This is a genomic window from Polaribacter sp. (assembly GCF_049276715.1).
In the GTDB taxonomy this organism is placed as follows: domain Bacteria; phylum Bacteroidota; class Bacteroidia; order Flavobacteriales; family Flavobacteriaceae; genus Polaribacter.
In genome coordinates this window covers 1-21,638 of sequence record NZ_JBASWY010000028.1, presented here as the reverse complement: position 1 = coordinate 21,638, position 21,638 = coordinate 1, and the positions used below count along the sequence as shown (strand labels likewise).

The following is a 21,638-nucleotide window of genomic DNA, read 5'->3' as shown; positions in this document are numbered from 1 at the left end:
TTAATATGAAAAGTAATAAAATTTTAAATATTTTAATTGCTGCAATAGCTCTTATTGGTGGTATCCTTTTCATAAGAATATTTATGGAAGATGCTGAAACCATCGAAACAAATGTGGATGTAGCAAATAGTATAGTTAGTCCTTTAATCTATTTCTCAACATATTTGTTTTATGCTGCAGTAGTGATTACAATAGGTCTTTCTTTATTAAGTTTGGTAAGAAATCCAGAAAATTTAAAGAAAACACTGGGAGGTTTAGGCGTTCTAGCTGTTTTATTAGCAGTTGCTTATTTCTTATCTGATAGTGAAGCAGTTTACGATGCCAATAATATTAACATTTTACCAGGAGGTGAAGATGGATCTTCTGTGAATCAGTGGGTTGGAACTGGAATTTGGTATAGCATTATCTTAGGTGGTATTGCTAGTATATTTTTTGTGTGGGATTTATTAAAAGGATTAGTTAAATCATAAACAATGGCAAGAAGAGAAAACCCGGAAATTAATGCAGGTTCAATGGCAGATATTGCCTTTCTGTTACTGATTTTCTTTTTAGTAACCACGACTATGAATGTAGATTCTGGAATTTCTAAAAAGTTGTCAGAGAAGCCACCAGCAGATTATGTTCCTCCTGTAATAAAGCAGAAAAACATCTTTGAGGTTAATATTAACAGGAAAAACGAACTTTTGGTAGAAGGAGAAAGAATGGATGTTAAAGACCTAAAAGAAGCCGCTGTTAAATTTATTGACAATGGTGGAGGCATTGGTAATCCAGGAGAAGATGGGACACCAGGCAAGATATGCGATTATTGTAAAGGAGATAAAAGCGACGATTCGTCTGATCATCCAAACAAAGCTATTATCTCTGTTCAGAGTGATAGAGGTACAGAATATGGTACCTATATTTTGGTGCAAAACGAGTTGTTAAAAGCATACACTGAGTTAAGAAACAGGCTTTCTAATGAACGTTATGGAATGTCTTTTGATGAGCTTGAGCAATCGTTTTTAGATGCTAAAAAGAGTGCTGATATGAAAAGTCAAGTTGAATCATTAAGAATTAAAGTTGAAGACATTAAAACAGCTTATCCGCAAATTGTATCTGATGCTGAGCCAACTTCTTAATTAATTTTAAAATATATCACAATGTCTAAATTTAGAAAAAAGAAAAAAGGAATGCCTGCTGTAAATACTGCAGCTCTGCCTGATATTGTTTTTATGCTATTGTTTTTCTTTATGGTTACTACAACTATGAGAGAAACGAACTTAGTAATTGAAAACCCAAGATTACCTGCTGCTACTGAAGTAAAAAAATTAGAAGATAAAAGTTTAGTGAGCACCATATATATAGGTAAATCTAAGGATCCTAATAGAGATGGAGTTGGATATAATAAAATTCAATTAAATGATAAAATTTCTAGCGCAGATGAAGTACCTAACTTTATTTTTAGCAAAAGAGATAAACTTGCAGAGGCTATGCATCCTTTTATGACTACTTCTATTAAAGCAGATAAAGAATCGAATGTAGGAACTATGAATGATATTAGGTTGAAGTTGAGAGATGTAAATGCTCTTAAAATTAATTATTCTACTACAACTGGTTCAAAAAATTAGTCTAGTTTTATAAAATAAAAAAAGGGATAATTCTATAGAGTTATCCCTTTTTTATTTCTTATTAAATAATATATTCTATATTTATATCTAATTATTTACTTATGAATAAATTAGTATATACTTTCTTAATTATATTTTTATCGTCTTCTATGCAAGCTCAAAAAGATTCTTTGCAATTAGGAGACAGGTATTCAGAAGATCAAATGTATATTTCTATATCATATGCCCAACTATTTAGTCAGCCAGAAGCCATTTCTAGAAGTTCTTTTTCTTATGGAATTTCATTAGGTATTTTAAAAGACTTTTCTTTAAATAAGGATGGTACTTTTGCTTTAGCTATGGGAATTGGATATGGTTACGATTTTTTTAATCATGAATTAAAAGTTGAAGAAATAAACGGAACAACCATATTTAACGAAGGCTTAAATATTACTAATAATGTTTTTAAAGGCCATAATTTAGAGTTTCCAATTGAGGTTAGATGGAGAACATCAAACGCAAAAAAATATAATTTTTGGCGAATTTATGGAGGGATTAAATTTTTATATAACCTTTCAAATAAATTTCAGTTTGATGAGAATGGAACATCATTCCAGTTCAAAAATGTAAGTGCCTATAATAATTTTCGATATGGGCTGACGCTTTCTGCCGGTTTTGATGAGTTTAATATAAATATTTTCTACAGCTTAAATCCAATTTTCGAAAATGTTACATTTAATAATCAAAATATAAATTCAAAAATCTTGAAATTTGGTCTTATTTTTTATATTCTATAAAAGAAAATAAACCATGAAAGGGCAAAACATCCCTATAAAAAAGCCACTATATATTTCTGGGTGAGTATGTTTTTTTAAATGAAGTCTTGAGCTCGCTACTAAACCAGATATTAGAATACCAATAATTAGAATCAGCAAAAAAGGTTGTGAATAAATATGAGATAAACTCATATAAAATCCAATAAATAGTCCAGTGCAAAGCAGATGTACACTCAATTTTATTTTAAAAAATAAAAATATATACACAATTACTAAACCCAATGATGCAGCATAAAAAAGGATGCCTAAGTCATTGAATAAATAGATTTTATTTAAATAGTTACCTATTAAATAGAAAAGTACAATCATTACAGCTATTGGTAATTTTCGTTCTTTTGCACTTTCGGTTTGATAACTTTTTATGAGGTTAAATTTTTTAAATACAATTAAGATTAGAAGAGGAACTAAATAGGTAACTAAAAAAACAAAACTTAAAAATACAAGTTTCTGGTCTTTGTCAAAATTATTAGGGATTACTAAAAAATAGAGCATTACACTTATTGTAGGAACTACAATTGGATGAAATATAATAGATATAAATTTATAGAATTTCACTAAATTTCTTTGCGTAAACGAGCAACAGGTAAGTCTAATTGCTCTCTATATTTTGCAATAGTTCTCCTTGCAATTGGGTATCCTTTATCTTTTAGTATTCGCGCTAATTTCTCATCAGTTAAAGGCTTTTTTTTGTTTTCTTCAAGAATTACAGTTTCTAAAATTTTCTTTATTTCTTTGGTAGAAACATCTTCTCCTTGATCGTTTTTCATAGATTCAGAAAAGAACTCTTTAATCAATTTTGTTCCATAAGGTGTAGAAACATATTTACTGTTTGCAACTCTAGAAACCGTAGAAACATCCATATTTATTTTATCTGCAATATCTTTTAAAATCATAGGTTTTAGTTTGCGCTCATCACCCGTTAAAAAATATTCGTATTGATAATGCATAATTGTGTTCATTGTAATTAATAAAGTTTGCTGACGCTGTTTTATCGCGTCTATAAACCATTTTGCTGCATCCAATTTTTGCTTAATAAAAAACACTGCATCTTTTTGAGACTTTGTTTTTACGTTCGTTTCTTGGTATCCTTTAAGCATATTATTATACTCTCTTGATATATGCAGTTCTGGTGCGTTTCTAGAATTTAAGGTTAAATCTAGTTCACCATCTAAAATTTTTATAGAAAAATCTGGAACTATTTGCTCTGCAATTTTATTATTACCAGCATAAGAGCTTCCAGGTTTAGGGTTTAATTTAGAAATTTCTGTATTTATTTCTTTTAGTTCTTCTTCAGAGATATTAAACTTCTCTTGCAGTTTTACGTAATGCTTTTTTACAAAATGATCAAATGCAGTTTCTAATATTTCAATAGCTAAACTTCTATTCTTATTTATTTCTTTAGCTTTTAATTGAATTATAAGACATTCTTTTAAGTCTCTAGCACCAACACCAATTGGATCTAAATTATGAACGACTTTTTTTAGTACTGAAATTACCTTTTCTTCTGTAGTAAACACATTTCCAGTAAAGGCTAAATCGTCTACTAAATCTAAAATATCTCTTCTAATATAGCCACTATCATCAATACTGCCTACTAAAAATTCGGCAATTGCCCATTCTTCATCAGTTAAACTATAGGTGTTTAATTGATTTTTTAAAGATTGATGAAAACTAGTTCCTGCTGCATAAGGGATGTTTTTATCTTCGTCATCTGCAGAGTAATTGTTTGCTTGAGTTTTGTAGGATGGTATTTCGTCATCACTTAAATACTCATCAATATTAATATCTTCAGTATCAATTTTTTCTGTTCCACTATCATTATCAGTATCAAATTCATTAGATAAGTCGTCATCTATAGAATCTAATTCTTCTTTACCAGTATCTAAAGCAGGATTTTCTTCAATTTCTTGTTTCAGTCTTTCTTCAAAAGCTTGTGTAGGCAATTGAATTAACTTCATCAACTGTATTTGTTGTGGAGATAATTTCTGTAAAAGTTTAAAATTTAGACTTTGCTTTAGCATATATTGAAAGATACAAAATTTCGATTAAAATTCCGCGTTTTGTGGTGTTCTTGGAAAAGGAATTACATCTCTAATATTGCTCATGCCAGTTGTAAATTGCACCAATCTTTCAAATCCTAAACCAAAACCAGAATGTACTGCAGTTCCATATTTACGCAAATCTAGATACCACCATAATTCTTTTTCTTCAATATCTAAAGCTTTCATTTTATCAACTAAAATGTCATATCGTTCTTCTCTTTGCGATCCTCCAACAATTTCTCCAATTCCAGGAAATAGAACATCCATAGCTCTTACTGTTTTTCCATCATCATTCAAACGCATATAAAATGCTTTAATATTTGCTGGATAATCGAACAAAATAACTGGACATTTAAAGTGTTTTTCTACCAAAAAACGCTCATGTTCAGATTGTAAATCTGCCCCCCAATCTTTAATTGGAAATTGGAATTTCTTCTTTTTGTTAGGAGTAGAATTTCTTAAAATATCGATAGCTTCTGTGTATGAAACACGTTTAAAATTATTATCTACTACAAATTTTAATTTTTCTAGTAAGCTCATTTCACTTCTTTCAGCTTGTGGCTTACTTTTTTCTTCTTGTGTTAGCCTTTGATCTAAAAAAGCCAAATCGTCCTTGCAGTTTTCTAAAACATCATTGATAACAGATTTTATAAAATCTTCTGCTAAATCCATGTTGCCATCTAAATCCATAAAAGCAACTTCTGGTTCAATCATCCAAAACTCTGCTAAATGACGAGTTGTATTAGAATTCTCTGCTCTAAAAGTTGGGCCAAAAGTATAAGCTTTACCTAAAGACATTGCAAAGGTTTCTGCTTCTAATTGACCAGAAACTGTTAAGTTGGTTTCTTTGCCAAAAAAATCTTTAGAAAAATCGATTTTTCCATCTTCCGTTAATGGAGCTTTATTGTCCTCAAAACTAGTAACTCTAAACATTTCTCCTGCACCTTCTGCATCTGAACCAGTTATAATTGGTGTGTTTACATAGTTAAATCCGTTTTCTTGGAAATACTTGTGAACAGCAAAAGATAGTTTAGAGCGCACACGCATAATGGCACTAAAAGTATTTGTTCTAACACGTAAATGTGCATTTTCTCTTAAAAATTCGAAGCTGTGTTTTTTAGGTTGAATTGGATATTCTTCTGGATTTGAATCTCCTAAAATTTCGATTTCAGAAACTTGAATTTCTACAGATTGTCCTTTACCTTGGCTTTCCACAATTGTTCCTGTTACAGAAATGGCTGCACCAGTTGTAATTCGTTTTAGTGTTGTTTCGTCTGTGTTTTCAAAATCGATTACACATTGAATATTATTTATTGTAGAGCCATCATTTAAAGCAATAAATCGATTGCTTCTAAAAGTTCTAACCCAACCATTTAGTTGTATTTCTTGTAAAATTGTACCCGAACTTAAAATTTCGGCAATACTTTGTTTTATCATTTTTAATGCGTTTTTAAAACTACTAATTTCGACAAATAGGTTTGTAAAGATACTTTTTTGCTTCAAAATAAGCAAAGTTGATAAGCCAATTAAAATTTAAAATTTACTCATCAATATTATCCTCTTTGGGAGGAATAATTTTCAATGATGGTTCTCTAAATACTTTTTTATTGGCAATTCTTTTTTCGAAAGTTAATAGTAAAGATGGCAATAAAAGCAAGTTAGAAACCATGGCCAAAAGTAAAGTTACAGAAACCAAACCACCTAAAGCAATGGTGCCTCCAAAGCTAGATAATGTAAATGTTAAAAAGCCAAAGAACAGCACAATTGATGTGTAAAACATACTTACACCTGTTTCTCTTAAGGCAGCATAAACAGATGGTTTTATGCGCCATTTATTTTCCATTAACTCTTGTCTATATTTTGCAAGAAAATGTATAGTATCATCTACAGATATACCAAATGCAATACTAAAAACTAAGATGGTAGATGGTTTTATTGGAATATCGAAAAAGCCCATTAAACCAGCAGTAATTAATAATGGTAAAATGTTTGGTATTAATGAGATTAAAATCATTTGAGGTGAACGAAACATCCAAGCCATAAAAATGGCAATTAAAATAATTGCAAGAGAGAGAGAGAAAACCAAATTGGTAATTAAATAGTTAGTCCCTTTTATAAATACTAAAGCTTTTCCAGTTAAGGAAACTTTATAATTTTCTGAAGGAAATTCTTTGTCAATTACTGCTTTTAAGCGCTCTTGAATAATATCCATTTTATCAGTTCCAATGTCTTTCATAAAAGTGGTTATTCTTGCATAACGTCCTGTAGAATCTACAAAACTATTTAGCATGCTAGCATCGTTATTTGAGTTTTTTGTATAGGATAGAATATAATTTTGCTCTTGACTAGTAGGTAGTTGATAGTATTTAGGATTACCTTTATAATAAGCTTGTTTAGAATATTTTACTAGATTTACAATGGATACAGGTTTCGATAATTCAGGAAAAGTTTCAATGGTTTCATTAATTTTTTCCATCTTTTTTAAGGTAGCTAATTTCATAACCCCTTTTTCTTTTTTGGTATCTATTAAAATCTCTAAAGGCATAATACCACCAAATTCACTTTCGAAGAATTTTATATCTTTATAGAATTCTAGACTTTTGGGCATATCTTCAATTAAACTTCCAGAAACTCTTATTTGATAAATACCTATAATTCCGAAAATGATAAAAAATACAGTTGTAAAATAAACGCCTATTCTGTTTTCTCTTACAGTTGTTTCCATCCAATCAACCACATTTTCAATCCATTTTCTTTCTAAATGATTTAAATGTTTCTTTTTAGGCAATGGCATAAAACTATAAATAATAGGAATAATTAATAGTGCCAAAATAAAAATGCTTATTATGTTTACAGAAGCGAGAATTCCGAATTCGCGAAGCAAACTACTTTTTACAAAAACAAAAGTTGCAAAACCAGAGGCAGTTGTAATATTGGTCATTAAAGTAGCATTCCCAATTTTCGATATTACACGTTGTAAAGATTTCGCTTGGTTACCATGTTTTTTTATTTCTTGTTGATATTTATTAATTAAGAAAACTGCATTTGGAACACCAATAACAATAATTAATGGAGGAATTAAAGCTGATAAAACCGTGATTTCGTAATGAAACCAACCTATAAAACCAAAGGCCCAAACAACACCAATTAAAACTACTAAGAGTGTTATAAAAGTGGCTCTAAAAGATCTAAAAAAGAAAAAGAAAATAATGGCTGTTATTAATAAAGCACCTAAAACAAAAAGCATAATTTCATCTTGAATGTTTTGTGCATTTAATGTTCTTATATAGGGCATTCCAGAAATGCGAACATCTAAATTGTTTTCTTTTTCAAATTTTTCTATTTCAGGAATTAAAATATTATAAATAAAATCTCTTCTTACAGGAGTATTTATAATTTCTTTTTTAATGTAAATAGCTGTTTGAAGGGTTCCTGTATTTTTATTATATAATAGATTGTCGTAAAAAGGTAGCTGTTCAAAGAGTTGCTTTTTTATTGCTAAAACTTCTTCTTTTGTGTTAGGGTTTTCTTTGTATAAAGGCTCTAAAACAAATTTCCTTTTTTTAGTATCTTTTTTTAACTCCTTAACATCTGCAATAGATATTGTAAAGTCAATTTCGTCTAAACCATCAAATTTATCAACTAACTTGTTCCAGGCATTAAATTTTTCTGGAGTAAAAACAGTGCTATCTTTTATTCCAAGAAGAACTAAGTTTCCTTCTTCACCAAAAATCTCTAAAAATTTGTTGTATTCTACATTTGCTTCATGATTTTCTGGCAGTAAATTTGCCTCAGTATATGAAAACTGAATATTTTTAATTTGTGATGCTAAAAGAGCAGTAACAATTGCGATACATAACAGAACCAAATAACGGTTTCTTAAAATAATACCAGCAACTTTGGTCCAGAAATTCATTTAGAAAAATTTGTGCAAAGTTAGTTAAATAAGTAGCAAGTAAATAGAAACAAAAAAGAGTGTTTAAAAAACACTCTTTTTAAATTTTTAGTTTAACTAGACAGTCATAATCTCTTTTTCTTTGATGGCTAGTTTGTCATCAATAATTTTCACAAAAGAGTCTGTAAGTTTTTGAACGTCGTCTTCTGCAATTTTTTTCATATCGTCAGAAACATCTAGTTTCTTAATTTCATTGTTAGCATCTTTACGTGCATTTCTTACACCTACTTTTGCATGTTCTGCTTCTGCTTTCGATTGTTTTGCTAAACCAATTCTGCGTTCTTCAGTTAATGGTGGTACATTTATCATTATTACATCTCCATTATTCATAGGATTTAAACCTAGGTTCGCAACTAAGATTGCTTTTTCTATGGTTTGTAACATGTTTTTTTCCCAAGGTTGAATGCTTAATGTTCTTGGGTCTGGAGTATTTACATTTGCTACTTGGCTTAATGGTGTTTGAGAACCATAATAATCTACCATAACTGTTCCCAACATTGCTGGGCTCGCTTTTCCTGCTCTTATAGATCTTAACTCTTTTTCTAAGTGCTCAATAGCACTATCCATATCCTCTTTTGCAGTGTCTAATATAAATTCAATTTCTTCGTTCATCTTTTTAAATTTAAAGATTTCTTATTCTAAATGTCAACTATTGTACCAACTTTTTCTCCAGAAATTAACTTAATTAAGTTTCCAGCTTTATTCATATCAAATATAATAATTGGTAATTTATTTTCTTCACTTAAAGTAAATGCTGTCATATCCATCACTTTTAAACCTTTTGTTATTACGTCTTTAAAAGTAATCGTTTCAAATTTAATCGCATTTTTATTTTTTTCTGGGTCTTCATTATAAACACCATCAACTCTTGTGCCTTTTAAAATTGCATCTGCATTTATTTCTATTGCTCTTAAAACAGCTGCTGTATCTGTAGTAAAATAAGGGTTTCCTGTACCAGCTCCAAAAATTACTACACGCCCTTTTTCTAAATGACGATTAGCTTTTCTTTTAATATAAGGTTCTGCAACTTCTTTAATTTCGAGTGCAGTTTGCAAACGTGTATGTACGCCTTCATCTTCTAAAGCGCTTTGCAAAGCCAAACCATTTATAACAGTTGCTAACATACCCATATGATCTCCTTGAACACGATCCATGCCATTTGCAGCCCCTGCAACTCCTCTAAAAATATTTCCACCTCCAATTACAATAGCAACTTCAATTCCTTTTTCTACAACTTCTTTAATTTCTTTGGCATAAACTGCTAAGCGTTTTGGGTCTATTCCATATTGTCTATCGCCCATTAAAGCTTCTCCACTTAATTTTAAAAGGATTCTTTTGTATTGCATTTTTTTATTTGATTATTTTAATTTTTAGAATAATTCCGAAAAATTACAGTGATGCAAAATTAAGTATTTTTTTTGTTTTTTAAATATTTGATTTATAGATTTCAATCTTAGAATTTTATTCAATTAAAAATCAAAAGTGAGATAACTGAAATAGAATTGCTTACCCCTTGTAGAATTAATTAAAATGATTAATTTTGCAGTCGATTTTTTTAAGAACAAGAGACATAAAAGAAATGAATATTACAAAAGAAAATGTTGATGCATTAAATGCAGTTGTAAAGGTTGATATTATTGCAGAAGACTATCAAACAAAAGTATCAAAAATTTTAGAAGACTATCGTAAAAAAGCAAACATTCCTGGTTTTAGAAAAGGGCAAGTACCTATGGGAATGATTAAAAAGCAATATGGTAAATCTGTAATGATAGATGAAGTTAATAAGCTTTTACAAGACGCTTTAAACAAGTTTTTAACCGAAGAAAAATTAGATATTCTTGGAAACCCTTTACCTAGAGTTAAAGAAGATTTTAATTGGAATGCAGACACTTTTTCCTTTGAATTTGAGTTGGGTTTAGCACCTGAATTTGAAATCGATTTATCAGCAAAAAATAAAATCAATAAATATAATATTGTTGCAACTGATGAGTTAATTGATGAAGAAGTAAAGAATATTCAAGCTCGTTATGGAAAAATGAGTTCTTTAGACGAGGCAACAGAACATTCTAATGTTACTGGAACTTTTGTAAACGAAGAAAAGGAAATCAATAAAAAATCTACTTTTTTAGTAAACGATTTAAAAGGTAAGAAAAACGAAAAGAAAGTAATTGGAGCTAAAAAAGGCGATGTTATTGAGCTAGAAACAAAAGAATTATTTGAAGACGACCATAAACTACAACATGTTTTGGGAGTTTCTCATGATATAATTCACGATTTAGACATTACAGTTACTTTAACTATAGAAGATATTACAAAAACAGAACCTGCAGATTTAGACCAAGAATTGTTTGATAAATTGTTTGCAGATGGAAGTGTTACAACTGCAACTCAACTAAGAGAAAAAATTAAGGAAGATGCAGAAAAGCAGTTTGAGCAACAAGGAGATCAACAATTATTAAATGCTGTACAAGAGTATTTAATAGAAAACACAAAATTCGATTTACCATCAGATTTCTTAAAGAAATGGTTAGCAACTGCTGGTGAAAAAGAATTAACAACAGAAGAGGCTGCTGCAGAATATGATAAATCTGAAAAAGCTTTAAGGTACCAATTGATTGAAGGAAAAATCATGAAGGATAATGATATCAGATTGGATTACAAAGAATTGGCAGATTATGCAAAAGGTTTCATTAGAACTCAAATGGCTCAATTTGGTAATATGAATCCAGAAGAAAAAGAATTGGATGAAATTGCTGGTAGAATTTTACAAAACAAAGAAGAAGCGCAAAAGTTACAAACTCAATTAATTAGTCAAAAATTATTGACTTTCTTTAAAGAGAATATCAACTTTAAAACAAAAGAAGTTTCTTATGAAGATTTTATAAAAGAGGTTTACAAATAAACTTAATTTATTGCATTACTGAGCATGTTTCAGATAAAATATATGAAAGCCTGAATTATAAAATTCAGGCTTTTTTAGTGATAGACATTAACAAAAAAGTAACAAATAGTTTTTATATCTTTACAAATCAAAATATTTTAAAAGAAGTTAGAAATGAATTACGGAAAAGAGTTCGAAAAATATGCTACAAAACATCAAGGAATAAGTAGTACAACTTACAATAAAGTTACCAGTAGTTTAACGCCATATATTATGGAAGAACGCCAAATGAACATTACTCAAATGGATGTTTTTTCGCGTTTAATGATGGATAGAATTATATTTTTAGGTACAGGCGTTAACGATCAAGTAGCAAATATTATTCAAGCACAATTATTGTTCTTAGAAAGTTTGGATGCTAATAAAGATATTTCAATTTACATCAATTCTCCTGGAGGAGGAGTTTATGCAGGTTTAGGAATTTACGATACCATGCAATTAATAAAACCAGATGTTGCCACAATTTGTACAGGAATGGCTGCTTCTATGGGAGCAGTTTTAATGTGTGCAGGTGCACATGGCAAACGTTCTGCATTGCCACATTCTAGAATTATGATTCACCAACCAATGAGTGGTACACAAGGTCAAGTTTCAGATATGGAAATTACTGTAAAGGAAACCATTAAATTAAGGGACGAATTGTATGCTATTATTGCTCAACATTCTGGACAACCACAAGACAAAGTGCATAAAGATTCTGATAGAGATTACTGGATGAAGGCAGATGAAGCAAAAGCTTATGGAATGATTGATGAAATTTTAGTAAGAAAATAAAATAATATTTAGTTTTTGGTTGATCGTTTTTGGCATTTTTTTAACCAATAACTACCAACTAATAACCAGAAACCAAATTAAATGGCGAAAGAAGAAAATTTAGAATGTTCGTTTTGTGGACGAAAAAAACCAGAAACAGACTTGCTTATTGCAGGTATGGATGCACATATTTGTGATAAATGTATAGAGCAAGCTCATGGAATTGTGCAAGAAGAAATTTCGGATTCAAAATCTTCTGGGCTTTCTAAAGAATTAATATTAAAAAAACCTCTAGAAATAAAGAGTTTTCTAGATCAATATATAATTGGTCAAAACGAAACAAAACGTGCAATGGCTGTTGCAGTCTATAATCATTACAAAAGATTATTACAAACAAAAGAAGACGATGATATAGAAATTGAAAAATCTAATATTATTTTAGTTGGAGAAACTGGTACAGGTAAAACATTGTTTGCTAGAACTATTGCAAAAATGCTTAATGTACCATTTTCTATTGTAGACGCTACAGTTTTAACCCAAGCAGGTTATGTAGGAGAAGATGTAGAAAGTATTTTAAGCAGACTTTTACAAGCTGCAGATTACGATGTAGATAAGGCACAAAGAGGTATTGTTTTTATTGATGAAATAGATAAAATTGCAAGAAAAGGAGATAATCCGTCAATTACCAGAGATGTTTCTGGTGAAGGGGTTCAACAAGCTTTGTTAAAACTTTTAGAAGGTACAGTTGTAAATGTGGCACCAAAAGGAGGAAGAAAGCATCCAGAGCAAAAATTTATTGAAGTAGATACAAAAGATATTCTATTTATTGCTGGAGGTGCATTTTCAGGAATAGATAGAATGATTAGTAAACGTTTAAATAGACAAGCTGTTGGTTTTAGTGCCTCTTTAGAAGGAGGTAAAATTAATGATGACAATCTATTGAAATACATCACTCCATTAGATTTAAAATCTTTTGGATTAATTCCAGAAATAATAGGTAGACTTCCAGTTTTAAGCTATTTAAATCCTTTAGATACCAAGGCTTTGAGAGCTATTTTAACAGAGCCAAAAAACTCGATAATTAAACAATATTCAAAATTGTTTAAAATGGACGATGTAGATTTTACAATAGAAGAAGAAGCTTTAAATTATGTTGTAGAAAAAGCAATTGAGTATAAATTAGGTGCAAGAGGTTTGCGCTCTTTATGTGAAGCAATTTTTACAGATGCCATGTTCGAATTACCAAGTTCTGACGAAAAAGAATTGAATGTAACCAAAGAATATGCTGAAGCAAAATTAACAAACACTACTTTAAAGAAATTAAGAGCAGCTTCTTAAGTTGCAATAAACAATAACATTAAACCTCGCTGATCTCTTTTTTAGTGAGGTTTTTAATTTTATAAAGATTACATTTATCAACATATTTTTATATTTGTTCTCTATTTTTATATATCCAAATAAATGATTTCTAGAAGTACCATAGACCGAGTTTTCGAATCTGCAAGAGTAGAAGAGGTTATTGGTGAGTTTGTTCAGCTCAAAAAAGCAGGAAGTAACTTTAAAGGATTAAGCCCTTTTACAGACGAAAAGTCACCATCATTTATGGTATCTCCAGTAAAACAAATCTGGAAAGATTTCTCTACAGGTAAGGGAGGTAATGCCATTTCTTTTTTAATGGAGCATGAGCATTTTTCATATCCTGAAGCTATAAAATGGTTAGCAAAAAAATACAATATTGAAATCGAAGAAACCGAACAAACTGATGAGCAGAAAGAGCAAACGAACGAACGTGAAAGTATGTTTTTGGTGTCGAATTTTGCCAAAGATTATTTTTATAATTTAATGCTGAATACAAATCAGGGAAAAGCAATAGGTTTAAGTTATTTTAAAGAACGTGGTTTTAGGGATGATATTATTAAGAAATTCGAATTAGGTTATTGTTTAGATGAGTGGGATAATTTTACCAAAGCAGCTTTAGAAAAGGGTTATAAATTAAAATATTTAGCTTCTACAGGACTCACAATTGTTAAAGAAAACAAACAGTTCGATCGTTTTAAGGGCAGAGTTATGTTTCCAATTCACTCTATGTCTGGACGTATTTTAGGTTTTGGAGGGAGAATTTTAACTGCTGATAAAAAAGCGGCTAAATATTTAAACTCACCAGAAAGTGATATTTATCATAAGAGTAAAATTCTCTATGGAATTTATCAAGCAAAAAAGGAAATTGCAAAACAAGATAATTGCTTTTTAGTAGAAGGTTATACAGATGTGATTTCGTTTCATCAATCTGGTATTGAGAATGTTGTAGCTTCTTCAGGCACAGCATTAACCTCAGATCAAATTCGATTGGTAAACAGATTAACAAAAAATATTACGGTTTTATTTGATGGAGATGCAGCAGGAATTAGAGCTTCTATTCGTGGAATCGATTTAATTTTAGAACAAGGAATGAACGTAAAAGTAGTTCAATTTCCAGATGGAGAAGATCCAGATAGTTTTGCAAAATCGCACTCAGATTCAGAACTAAAAGAATATCTAGAGAATGCTGCACAAGATTTTATCAACTTTAAAGTTTCACTTTTATTAAAAGATTCCAACAATGATCCTATAAAAAAAGCAGGAGTAATTAGAGATATTGTCTCGAGTATTTCAAAAATTCCAGATTCTATTCAACGTGAAGTTTATGTGCAAGAATGTTCTAGAGTTATGGAAATTTCAGAACGTGTTTTGTTTAGTGAATTGGCTCAATTATTAAAAAAAGAAGCTTCAGAACGTACTAAAAATAGGTCTTACAGTACCAATGTAGATCCCAATGAGCCACCTCCAGAATATTATCAAGAACAAGCTTCCATAGAAGTTGTTAAAGGAGGAACTATGTCATCTCAAACTATAAATCAATTATCAATTTTAGAAAAAGAAATTATCAAAATTTTAGTTCTTTATGGTAATGAAAATGTCGATTTTATTGAGGAAATTGTTAATGTAGATGAGGATGGAAAAGAAACTTTATCTGCAAGAAAGTTTCAAAATTCGGTATCCTCTGAAATTTATTTACAGTTGCAAGATGATGAAATTGAGTTTTCGAACACAACTTTTCAAGATATTTATACAGAAATGATTCATCAATTAAATCAATCTGAAAAATTGGAAATTAATAATTTTATTAATCATCAGAATTCTGAAATTTCGAACATCATTACTTCCATTTTAATGGATAAAGAAGACCCTAAAAAACAGTTAAGTAAATGGGAAAGTAAAAATATTTTTGTAACCTCAGAATTAGAGGTTTTGCCAAAAGCTGTAAATGACTCAATTTTTAATCTTCGAAGAATTCTAATTGATAAAAAAATCGAAGAATTAATGAGAGAAGTTAAAGAAGCCAAGACAGAAACTTTAGATTTAGAAATGATTAAAAGTTATACTAGCCTAAAAATGAGGTTATTTAAAAAGTTAAACAGAGTAGTTTAATTGTTAAAATATAATTTTTTTCCTTAAAGAATTGCTAAATTCAGAAAAATATAATTTTTTCGCTGCAGTGTTTGGCGAAATTATGCTCTTTTTATTATTTTTGTGTGCGAAGAAGAAAAAATATTATCATGAAAAGACTACTACAAATTTTAAAAATAATTCAGTTGTTTTTAAAACTACCTTTTGACATAGCTAATGGAGCGAAAAAAAGTGCTTCCATAAGAATCAAACAAATGATGATTTCTGCTAAGTTATTATAAAATAATAAGCAATCTATTTTAATTTTTTTGTACTCAAAATCCATAATAAAGTATCAGTTATACTTATTAACTTCCTCATAATTAATACTTCTTATTTAAAAAAAGGGGTTTTTCCTATTTTTTAAAATACAAGTTTTTAATACTTTGTTGTATATTTGTATTGTGAAAAGAAATTAATACTTAAATTATGAAAAGATTATTACAAATTTTAAAAATTGTACAACTATTTATTTTCTTGCCTTTCGAAATTGCTAAAGGTTCTAAATCAAAAGCTTATTTAAGAATTAAAAAGCTAATGATTTCTGCCAATTTACTTTAAGCTATCTGGAATTTCACAAACAGGAATTGGCAACATTTTATGTTGATTTATACTATTTAATCTAGTATAAACTTTAAACACTTCTTGCTTTCTACCAGAAAAATCATCAGTAGTTTTACTCTGATCTTGCATTTCCATAGCCCATTCAAGCTCATCATAAGAAGCGCCAATTTGGTCTTCATCTGTTCTGCTATCTCCAAATAAGCCATCTGTAGGTGCTGCTTTTTGGATAGAATTTGGCACACCTAAATAAGTCGCTAATTCGTATACTTCAGATTTCATTAAATCTGCAATTGGGCTTAGATCTACTCCTCCATCTCCATATTTTGTGTAAAAACCAACACCAAAATCTTCAACTTTATTTCCAGTTCCAGCAACTAATAGGCCATGAATTCCAGCTAAATAATACAAAGTTGTCATACGAATTCTTGCTCTAGTGTTTGCTAAAGATAAATCTACTTTATCTTTATTCTCTGTAATAGGAACTATACTTTTAAACTCCTCAAAAGTAGAAGTTAAATCTACTCGAATTTCAGAAACGTTTTCAAAACGTTTTTTTAATTGGTAAATATGCTCTTCTGCTCTAGAAACTTGACTTGCTGCCTGATGTATAGGCATTTCTACACACAAAGTTGGTAGGCCAGTTTTTGCACACAAGGTTGAGGTTAGTGCAGAATCTATTCCTCCAGAAACACCTACAACAAAACCATTTACCTTGGCATTTGTTGCATACTCTTTTAACCAATTGATAATATAATCTGCTACTTTTTCTGTATTCATTGATAAACTATTTTAGTATTTTTATCGTTCTTAATTTGAGTTACTAAAATACAAAAAATATGAGATTTCTTTTTGCAGGATTCATAGTTTTATACTGTTTTTTTTCTTGTTCTGATAAAAAGAATAATGAAAAAGAAATTTCTGAAATTCAAGTTGATTTTTCTGTAAAAAGATATGAGGTAGATTTTTATAATGCAACCTATGAAACTTTGCCAAAAGTGAAGCAAAAGTATCCTTATTTATTTCCTAACGAATTTACAGACAGTTTAGCATTTGCAAAAATTAATGACCAGCAAGAACAAGAATTATTTAGAGAAACACAGAAGATTTTTACTGATTTTTCATCAGAAGAAAATCAATTGAAATCACTATTTAAGCACGTAAAATATTACAACCCAGAATATACAGCACCTCATGTAATAACCTTATTAACAAACATAGATTATGAGAATAGAGTAATCTATGCAGATAGTTTATTACTTGTTTCTTTAGATGTTTATTTAGGTAAAAAGCATCCTTTTTATGCTGATTATCCTAATTACATCAAAGAAAATAATACCAAAGAACATTTAATAGTTGATGTTGCAAATACAATTATAGATGCACAAATAAAGCTACAAAGTAATAGAACTTTTGTGCAAAAGATGATTTTTGAAGGTAAAAAAATGTACGCATTAGATAGCTATTTGCCTTCTATTTCCGATAAAGAAAAGAGTGGTTTTAATCAAGATAAATTTAATTGGGCATTAGAGAATGAAGCACAAGTTTGGATGTATTTTATTGACAGAAAATTGCTGTTTAGCACAGACTCCAAGCTAAATCAAAGATTTTTGGAAAATGCGCCGTTTTCTAAATTTTATATGGAACAAGATAATTTATCGCCAGGTAAAATAGGTGTTTTTATAGGTTGGCAAATTGTGAAATCTTACATGAAACATAATACTGTATCTTTGCAAGAATTATTAAAAAAAGACGAAGAAGAAATCTTCCAAAAATCTAAATACAAACCTAAAAAGTAATGGCTGTTAGACACAATTCTGAAGTAAAATTTAAAATCGGTTTAGACGAAAATAAGGTTCCTGAAGAAATTTCTTGGACTGCTAAAGATGGTGGAATAAATAGTGAACCTTCTAAAGCTGTAATGATTTCTGTTTGGGATCATAAAAAGAAAGACACTTTACGTATGGATTTGTGGACAAAAGATATGCCAGTTGATGAGATGAAACAGTTCTATCATCAAACTTTAGTGTCTATGGCAGATACTTTTGAGAGAGCTACAGACGATGCTAAAATGGCAGAGACAATGCGTGATTTTTGCACGTATTTTGCAGAGAAATTAGAGTTAAAAAGTTAGTTTTAACTTTGCTTTATTTGATTGATAATAAAATTGTAATCTTCTGTATTATTCACAAAATCAATTTCAGAAACATCTATAATTACCGTGTTTAAATCTTGTTGGGTACTTATAAAATTTTTATATCCATCATGAATTTTTTGTAAATAATCGGGTTTTATATTTTGTTCATAAGCTCTTCCACGATTCTTTATGTTCTCTAAAAGACGATCAGTATTTTGATATAAATAAACATACAAATCTGGTTTTGTAATTTCTTTATACATTAAATCGAACATTTTTCTGTAGAGTAAATATTCATCCTTTTGTAAGGTGATTTGTGCAAAAATTAAAGATTTAAAAATATAATAATCAGAAACTACAAAGCTTTTAAATAAATCTAATTGGGCCAAATCATCAGATAATTGTTGGTATCTATCAGCTAAAAAACTCATTTCTAAAGGGAAAGCAAAGCGTTCTTCATCTTCATAAAATTTAGGCAAAAAAGGGTTGTCTGCAAAGCGTTCTAAAATTATTTTAGCATTAAACTCATCAGACATCATTTTTGCTAATGATGTTTTTCCTGCTCCAATATTTCCTTCTATTGCTATATAATTATATTTCTCATAAATAGGAATTGGTCTTTTTAATTGCTCATTCATCAATATAATTTCTGAAGTGTCAGAACAATTTTGTAAGCAAACAGAAAGCTGTTTTTTTGCAATAGGATGAAAAGTGTTGTTTGCAATTTCAACTAAAGGTACTAACACAAATTTACGTTCAAGCATTTTTTCATGAGGTACAATGAGTGTTTTAGAAAAAATAATTTCATCATCAAATAATAAAATATCTATATCAATATTTCTATCGGAATAAACATTAGAATCATTTCGTTTTCTGCCTAAATCTTTTTCAATACTTAAAAGAATCGTCATCAATTTTTCTGGTGGATGATAAGTGGTTACCTTTAAACAAATATTAAAAAAATCTTCACCATCAAAACCCCAAGAAGTTGTTTTATAAACGGAAGATATTTTTTGAATAGCCCCTGCTTTATCTGCAATTAAATTGATTGCATTTTGCAGGTTTTCCAATTTATTACCTTGATTGGTTCCTAGAGATAAATAAGTAATTCTTTGAATTTTCATATTAGAAACACAAAGAAAATAAAAGGAATCTAATTATTACTATTCTTTTATAAATTTAGTAGAAATAAATTTATGCTACTTTTTTTTGGAAACTAATTTTTAATAATCTTTTTTTTCCATTTGATATTGAATGCTTTTTACAACTGTATCACTTACAAAAATTAATTCTAAACATTCTTGTTGATTGTTAAATGCTCCAGGTTTGAAACCTAAATTGTAGTTCCATTTATCAGGAGAATTTTCCTTAATACTATCATCCCAACCATACCATTCACTTGTTCCTAAGGTTTCTTGGACTTGGGTTTTTGTTTTGCCTTTAAAAAAATTATACTCTACAATTTGGTTGCTCATTTCAAAACGTAGAGCAGGTTTTTCTTTCCAGGCAGTAGCATCAAAATACTTATCATGATGAAAACTACTAAAGATATTTAAAAGAGGATAAAATATGTAAAAATAAACAACAGGTGTTAAGACGATGCTTACTAAAAAGTTAAGCCATTTTCGTTTATCGATAGTTTTAACAAAGGACCATACTAAAATGAATACTAGTAATAAAAGAATAACGAAAAGCGGAGTTATGACCATTTATAATTATTTAAATTCCTTACAAAATTACTAAAAGCAAAACAATTCGATGATATTTATTCTTAATTATAGTTTGCATAATTCCATTCAATAAAAAAAGACTGTCTTTTCAGACAGCCTTATTTTTAAATATTTAGAGATTAAACATTAATCTTCTTTTCTTTCTCTAGGTTTTCTATCATCACGTCTGTTATCACGTCCACGATTATCTCTACTTCCACCTCTATTGTCACGTCCTCCAGATCGATTATCATCTCTTGGTGGTCTTTCTTTAAAACCTTCTGGTTTTGGTAAAATAGCTTTTCTAGATACTTTTTCTTTACGAGTTCTTGGATCTAAACCAAAATATTTTACATCTAAAATATCTCCCATTTTTACCACATCAGAAACATTGTCTGTGCGTTCCCAAGCTAATTCGCTTACATGCAATAAAACTTCATTTCCTGGAGCTTCTGTATATTCTACAACTGCACCAAAATCTAACATTTTAATTACTTTTACCTCGTAAACACTACCAACTTCTGGTTTAAAAAGCATCGATTCAATTCTAGCAATTACAGCTTCTATTCCTTCTGGTTTTGTGCCTAAAATTTCAATGATTCCTTCCTCAGTTATTGGGTCTTCTGTAATTACAATCGTAGTTTTAGTTTCTTTCTGTAATTCTTGGATATGTTTTCCTCCAGGACCAATAAATGCACCAATCATATCATTAGGAATACGTCTTGTAATCATTTTAGGAGCATGTGCTTTTACATCTGCATTTGGTGCAGCAATTGTATCTGTTAATTTCTCTAAAATGTGTAAACGACCATCTCTTGCTTGCTTTAAAGCATTTACTAAAATCTCGTAACTTAATCCTTTGATTTTAATATCCATTTGACAAGCTGTAATACCATCAGCTGTTCCTGTAACTTTAAAATCCATATCACCTAAATGATCTTCATCACCTAAAATATCAGATAATACTGCATAACGATCGCCATCAGAAATTAATCCCATTGCAATTCCAGATACTGGTCTTTTCATTTCTACACCAGCATCCATAAGTGCCATTGTACCAGCACAAACTGTTGCCATTGAAGATGAACCGTTAGATTCTAATACTTCAGAAACTACACGAACAGTATAAGGACAATTTTCAGAAATCATTCCTTTTAATGCACGTTGTGCTAAATTTCCGTGACCAACTTCACGACGAGAAGTACCTCTTAACGGGCGTGCTTCACCTGTACAAAAAGGAGGGAAGTTATAGTGTAAATAAAATGTTTCTTCTCCTTCGAAGGATGGCATATCTATTTTATTAGCATCTCTAGATGTTCCTAAAGTAACTGTTGCTAAGGCTTGAGTTTCACCTCTAGTAAAAATAGCAGAACCATGTGTTGATGGTAAGTAATCTGTTTCACACCAAATTGGTCTAATTTCATCAGTTTTTCTACCATCTAATCGTAAACCTTCACTTAATGTTAATTCACGAACAGCTTCTTTTTCAGCTTTCCTGTAATAACCTCCAACAAGATGACCAAATTCCGTCATTTCTTCTTCACTAAAAGAAGCTTTAACTTCTTCTTTTATTTCAGCAAAAGCATTAGTACGTTCTACTTTAGATGTTCCTTGTTTTGCTATTGCATAACA

22 protein-coding genes are annotated in these 21,638 nt (G+C 29.7%); 12 read left to right on the top strand and 10 right to left on the bottom strand.

All coding sequences use genetic code 11. The features are described from left to right. The first annotated feature begins 5 nt into the window (after nucleotides 1–5). The 4 genes from WAO74_RS08095 (at nucleotide 6) to WAO74_RS08080 (ending at nucleotide 2,383) form a co-directional block, all read left to right on the top strand. Entirely contained in the window at nucleotides 6–470 is a 465-nt protein-coding gene (locus tag WAO74_RS08095) for a hypothetical protein (protein WP_422161076.1), read from the top strand. 3 nt (nucleotides 471–473) lie between these two features. Continuing rightward, nucleotides 474–1,118 carry an ExbD/TolR family protein gene (locus tag WAO74_RS08090; RefSeq protein WP_422161074.1) on the top strand — a complete coding sequence of 215 codons (645 nt, stop codon included), beginning with the start codon at nucleotides 474–476 and terminating at the stop codon, nucleotides 1,116–1,118. Nucleotides 1,119–1,139: 21 nt separating this feature from the next. Beyond that, nucleotides 1,140–1,607: an ExbD/TolR family protein gene (locus tag WAO74_RS08085; RefSeq protein WP_422161073.1), complete on the top strand. Its 468-nt coding sequence runs from the start codon at nucleotides 1,140–1,142 to the stop codon at nucleotides 1,605–1,607. A gap of 101 nt (nucleotides 1,608–1,708) precedes the next feature. Beyond that, nucleotides 1,709–2,383: a porin family protein gene (locus tag WAO74_RS08080; protein ID WP_422161071.1), complete on the top strand. Its 675-nt coding sequence runs from the start codon at nucleotides 1,709–1,711 to the stop codon at nucleotides 2,381–2,383. Here WAO74_RS08080 and WAO74_RS08075 read toward each other — a convergent pair. The 6 genes from WAO74_RS08075 to pyrH all read right to left on the bottom strand — a co-directional run bounded on the left by WAO74_RS08075 (nucleotide 2,378) and on the right by pyrH (nucleotide 9,765). Then, nucleotides 2,378–2,914 carry a hypothetical protein gene (locus WAO74_RS08075; RefSeq protein WP_422161069.1) on the bottom strand — a complete coding sequence of 179 codons (537 nt, stop codon included), beginning with the start codon at nucleotides 2,912–2,914 and terminating at the stop codon, nucleotides 2,378–2,380. The two genes, WAO74_RS08080 and WAO74_RS08075, sit on opposite strands and share 6 nt — an antisense overlap. Nucleotides 2,915–2,976: 62 nt before the next feature. Beyond that, nucleotides 2,977–4,443, bottom strand: a complete 1,467-nt coding sequence (gene rpoN / locus WAO74_RS08070; protein ID WP_422161067.1) for an RNA polymerase factor sigma-54 — start codon at nucleotides 4,441–4,443, stop codon at nucleotides 2,977–2,979. Between the two features lie 24 nt (nucleotides 4,444–4,467). After that, nucleotides 4,468–5,901 carry an asparagine--tRNA ligase gene (gene asnS / locus WAO74_RS08065; protein ID WP_422161065.1) on the bottom strand — a complete coding sequence of 478 codons (1,434 nt, stop codon included), beginning with the start codon at nucleotides 5,899–5,901 and terminating at the stop codon, nucleotides 4,468–4,470. Between the two features lie 103 nt (nucleotides 5,902–6,004). Beyond that, the gene (locus tag WAO74_RS08060) at nucleotides 6,005–8,380 is read right to left on the bottom strand and encodes an efflux RND transporter permease subunit (RefSeq protein WP_422161064.1); all 2,376 of its coding nucleotides are present in this window, start codon (nucleotides 8,378–8,380) and stop codon (nucleotides 6,005–6,007) included. Between the two features lie 96 nt (nucleotides 8,381–8,476). Continuing rightward, nucleotides 8,477–9,031: a ribosome recycling factor gene (frr, locus tag WAO74_RS08055; RefSeq protein WP_422161062.1), complete on the bottom strand. Its 555-nt coding sequence runs from the start codon at nucleotides 9,029–9,031 to the stop codon at nucleotides 8,477–8,479. 26 nt (nucleotides 9,032–9,057) lie between these two features. After that, nucleotides 9,058–9,765, bottom strand: a complete 708-nt coding sequence (gene pyrH / locus WAO74_RS08050) for a UMP kinase (protein ID WP_422161060.1) — start codon at nucleotides 9,763–9,765, stop codon at nucleotides 9,058–9,060. 233 nt (nucleotides 9,766–9,998) lie between these two features. Between pyrH and tig the strand changes: the two genes are divergently transcribed. The 6 genes from tig (at nucleotide 9,999) to WAO74_RS08020 (ending at nucleotide 16,160) form a co-directional block, all read left to right on the top strand. Then, complete coding sequence (tig, locus tag WAO74_RS08045) at nucleotides 9,999–11,321, top strand: trigger factor (RefSeq protein ID WP_422161058.1); 1,323 nt, start codon at nucleotides 9,999–10,001, stop codon at nucleotides 11,319–11,321. Nucleotides 11,322–11,474: 153 nt separating this feature from the next. Next, nucleotides 11,475–12,134: an ATP-dependent Clp endopeptidase proteolytic subunit ClpP gene (gene clpP, locus WAO74_RS08040; RefSeq protein WP_422161056.1), complete on the top strand. Its 660-nt coding sequence runs from the start codon at nucleotides 11,475–11,477 to the stop codon at nucleotides 12,132–12,134. Between the two features lie 81 nt (nucleotides 12,135–12,215). Next, complete coding sequence (clpX, locus tag WAO74_RS08035) at nucleotides 12,216–13,451, top strand: ATP-dependent Clp protease ATP-binding subunit ClpX (RefSeq protein ID WP_422161054.1); 1,236 nt, start codon at nucleotides 12,216–12,218, stop codon at nucleotides 13,449–13,451. Nucleotides 13,452–13,574: 123 nt separating this feature from the next. Further along, nucleotides 13,575–15,581, top strand: coding sequence for a DNA primase (gene dnaG, locus WAO74_RS08030; RefSeq protein ID WP_422161052.1), 2,007 nt, complete (start codon nucleotides 13,575–13,577; stop codon nucleotides 15,579–15,581). A 128-nt stretch (nucleotides 15,582–15,709) separates the two neighbouring features. Beyond that, nucleotides 15,710–15,841: a hypothetical protein gene (locus WAO74_RS08025; protein ID WP_422161050.1), complete on the top strand. Its 132-nt coding sequence runs from the start codon at nucleotides 15,710–15,712 to the stop codon at nucleotides 15,839–15,841. Nucleotides 15,842–16,028: 187 nt separating this feature from the next. Continuing rightward, nucleotides 16,029–16,160, top strand: coding sequence for a hypothetical protein (locus WAO74_RS08020; RefSeq protein WP_422161048.1), 132 nt, complete (start codon nucleotides 16,029–16,031; stop codon nucleotides 16,158–16,160). On the opposite strand, the gene nadE is transcribed toward WAO74_RS08020, so the two are convergent. Continuing rightward, nucleotides 16,152–16,940 (bottom strand): NAD(+) synthase, encoded by a 789-nt coding sequence (gene nadE / locus WAO74_RS08015; RefSeq protein ID WP_422161047.1) that lies wholly within the window; start codon nucleotides 16,938–16,940, stop codon nucleotides 16,152–16,154. The genes WAO74_RS08020 and nadE overlap by 9 nt on opposite strands. Nucleotides 16,941–16,999: 59 nt before the next feature. On the opposite strand from nadE, the gene gldB reads away from it, so the two are divergent. Both gldB and gldC read left to right on the top strand, forming a co-directional pair. Then, entirely contained in the window at nucleotides 17,000–17,959 is a 960-nt protein-coding gene (gldB, locus tag WAO74_RS08010; RefSeq protein ID WP_422161045.1) for a gliding motility lipoprotein GldB, read from the top strand. Beyond that, a complete protein-coding gene (gene gldC, locus WAO74_RS08005; protein WP_422161043.1) occupies nucleotides 17,959–18,294 on the top strand; it encodes a gliding motility protein GldC in 336 nt (111 codons plus the stop codon). Before gldB ends, gldC begins: the two co-directional genes overlap by 1 nt. A gap of 2 nt (nucleotides 18,295–18,296) precedes the next feature. Here gldC and folK read toward each other — a convergent pair whose 3' ends face one another. From folK to WAO74_RS07990, 3 genes are all read right to left on the bottom strand, one after another. Further along, on the bottom strand, nucleotides 18,297–19,421 hold the full coding sequence (gene folK, locus WAO74_RS08000) for a 2-amino-4-hydroxy-6-hydroxymethyldihydropteridine diphosphokinase (protein WP_422161041.1): 1,125 nt from the start codon (nucleotides 19,419–19,421) through the stop codon (nucleotides 18,297–18,299). 99 nt (nucleotides 19,422–19,520) lie between these two features. Then, entirely contained in the window at nucleotides 19,521–20,006 is a 486-nt protein-coding gene (locus tag WAO74_RS07995) for a hypothetical protein (RefSeq protein ID WP_422161040.1), read from the bottom strand. 147 nt (nucleotides 20,007–20,153) lie between these two features. Beyond that, nucleotides 20,154–21,638 (bottom strand): polyribonucleotide nucleotidyltransferase (locus tag WAO74_RS07990; RefSeq protein WP_422161038.1); only part of this gene is annotated, 1,485 nt, incomplete at its 5' end.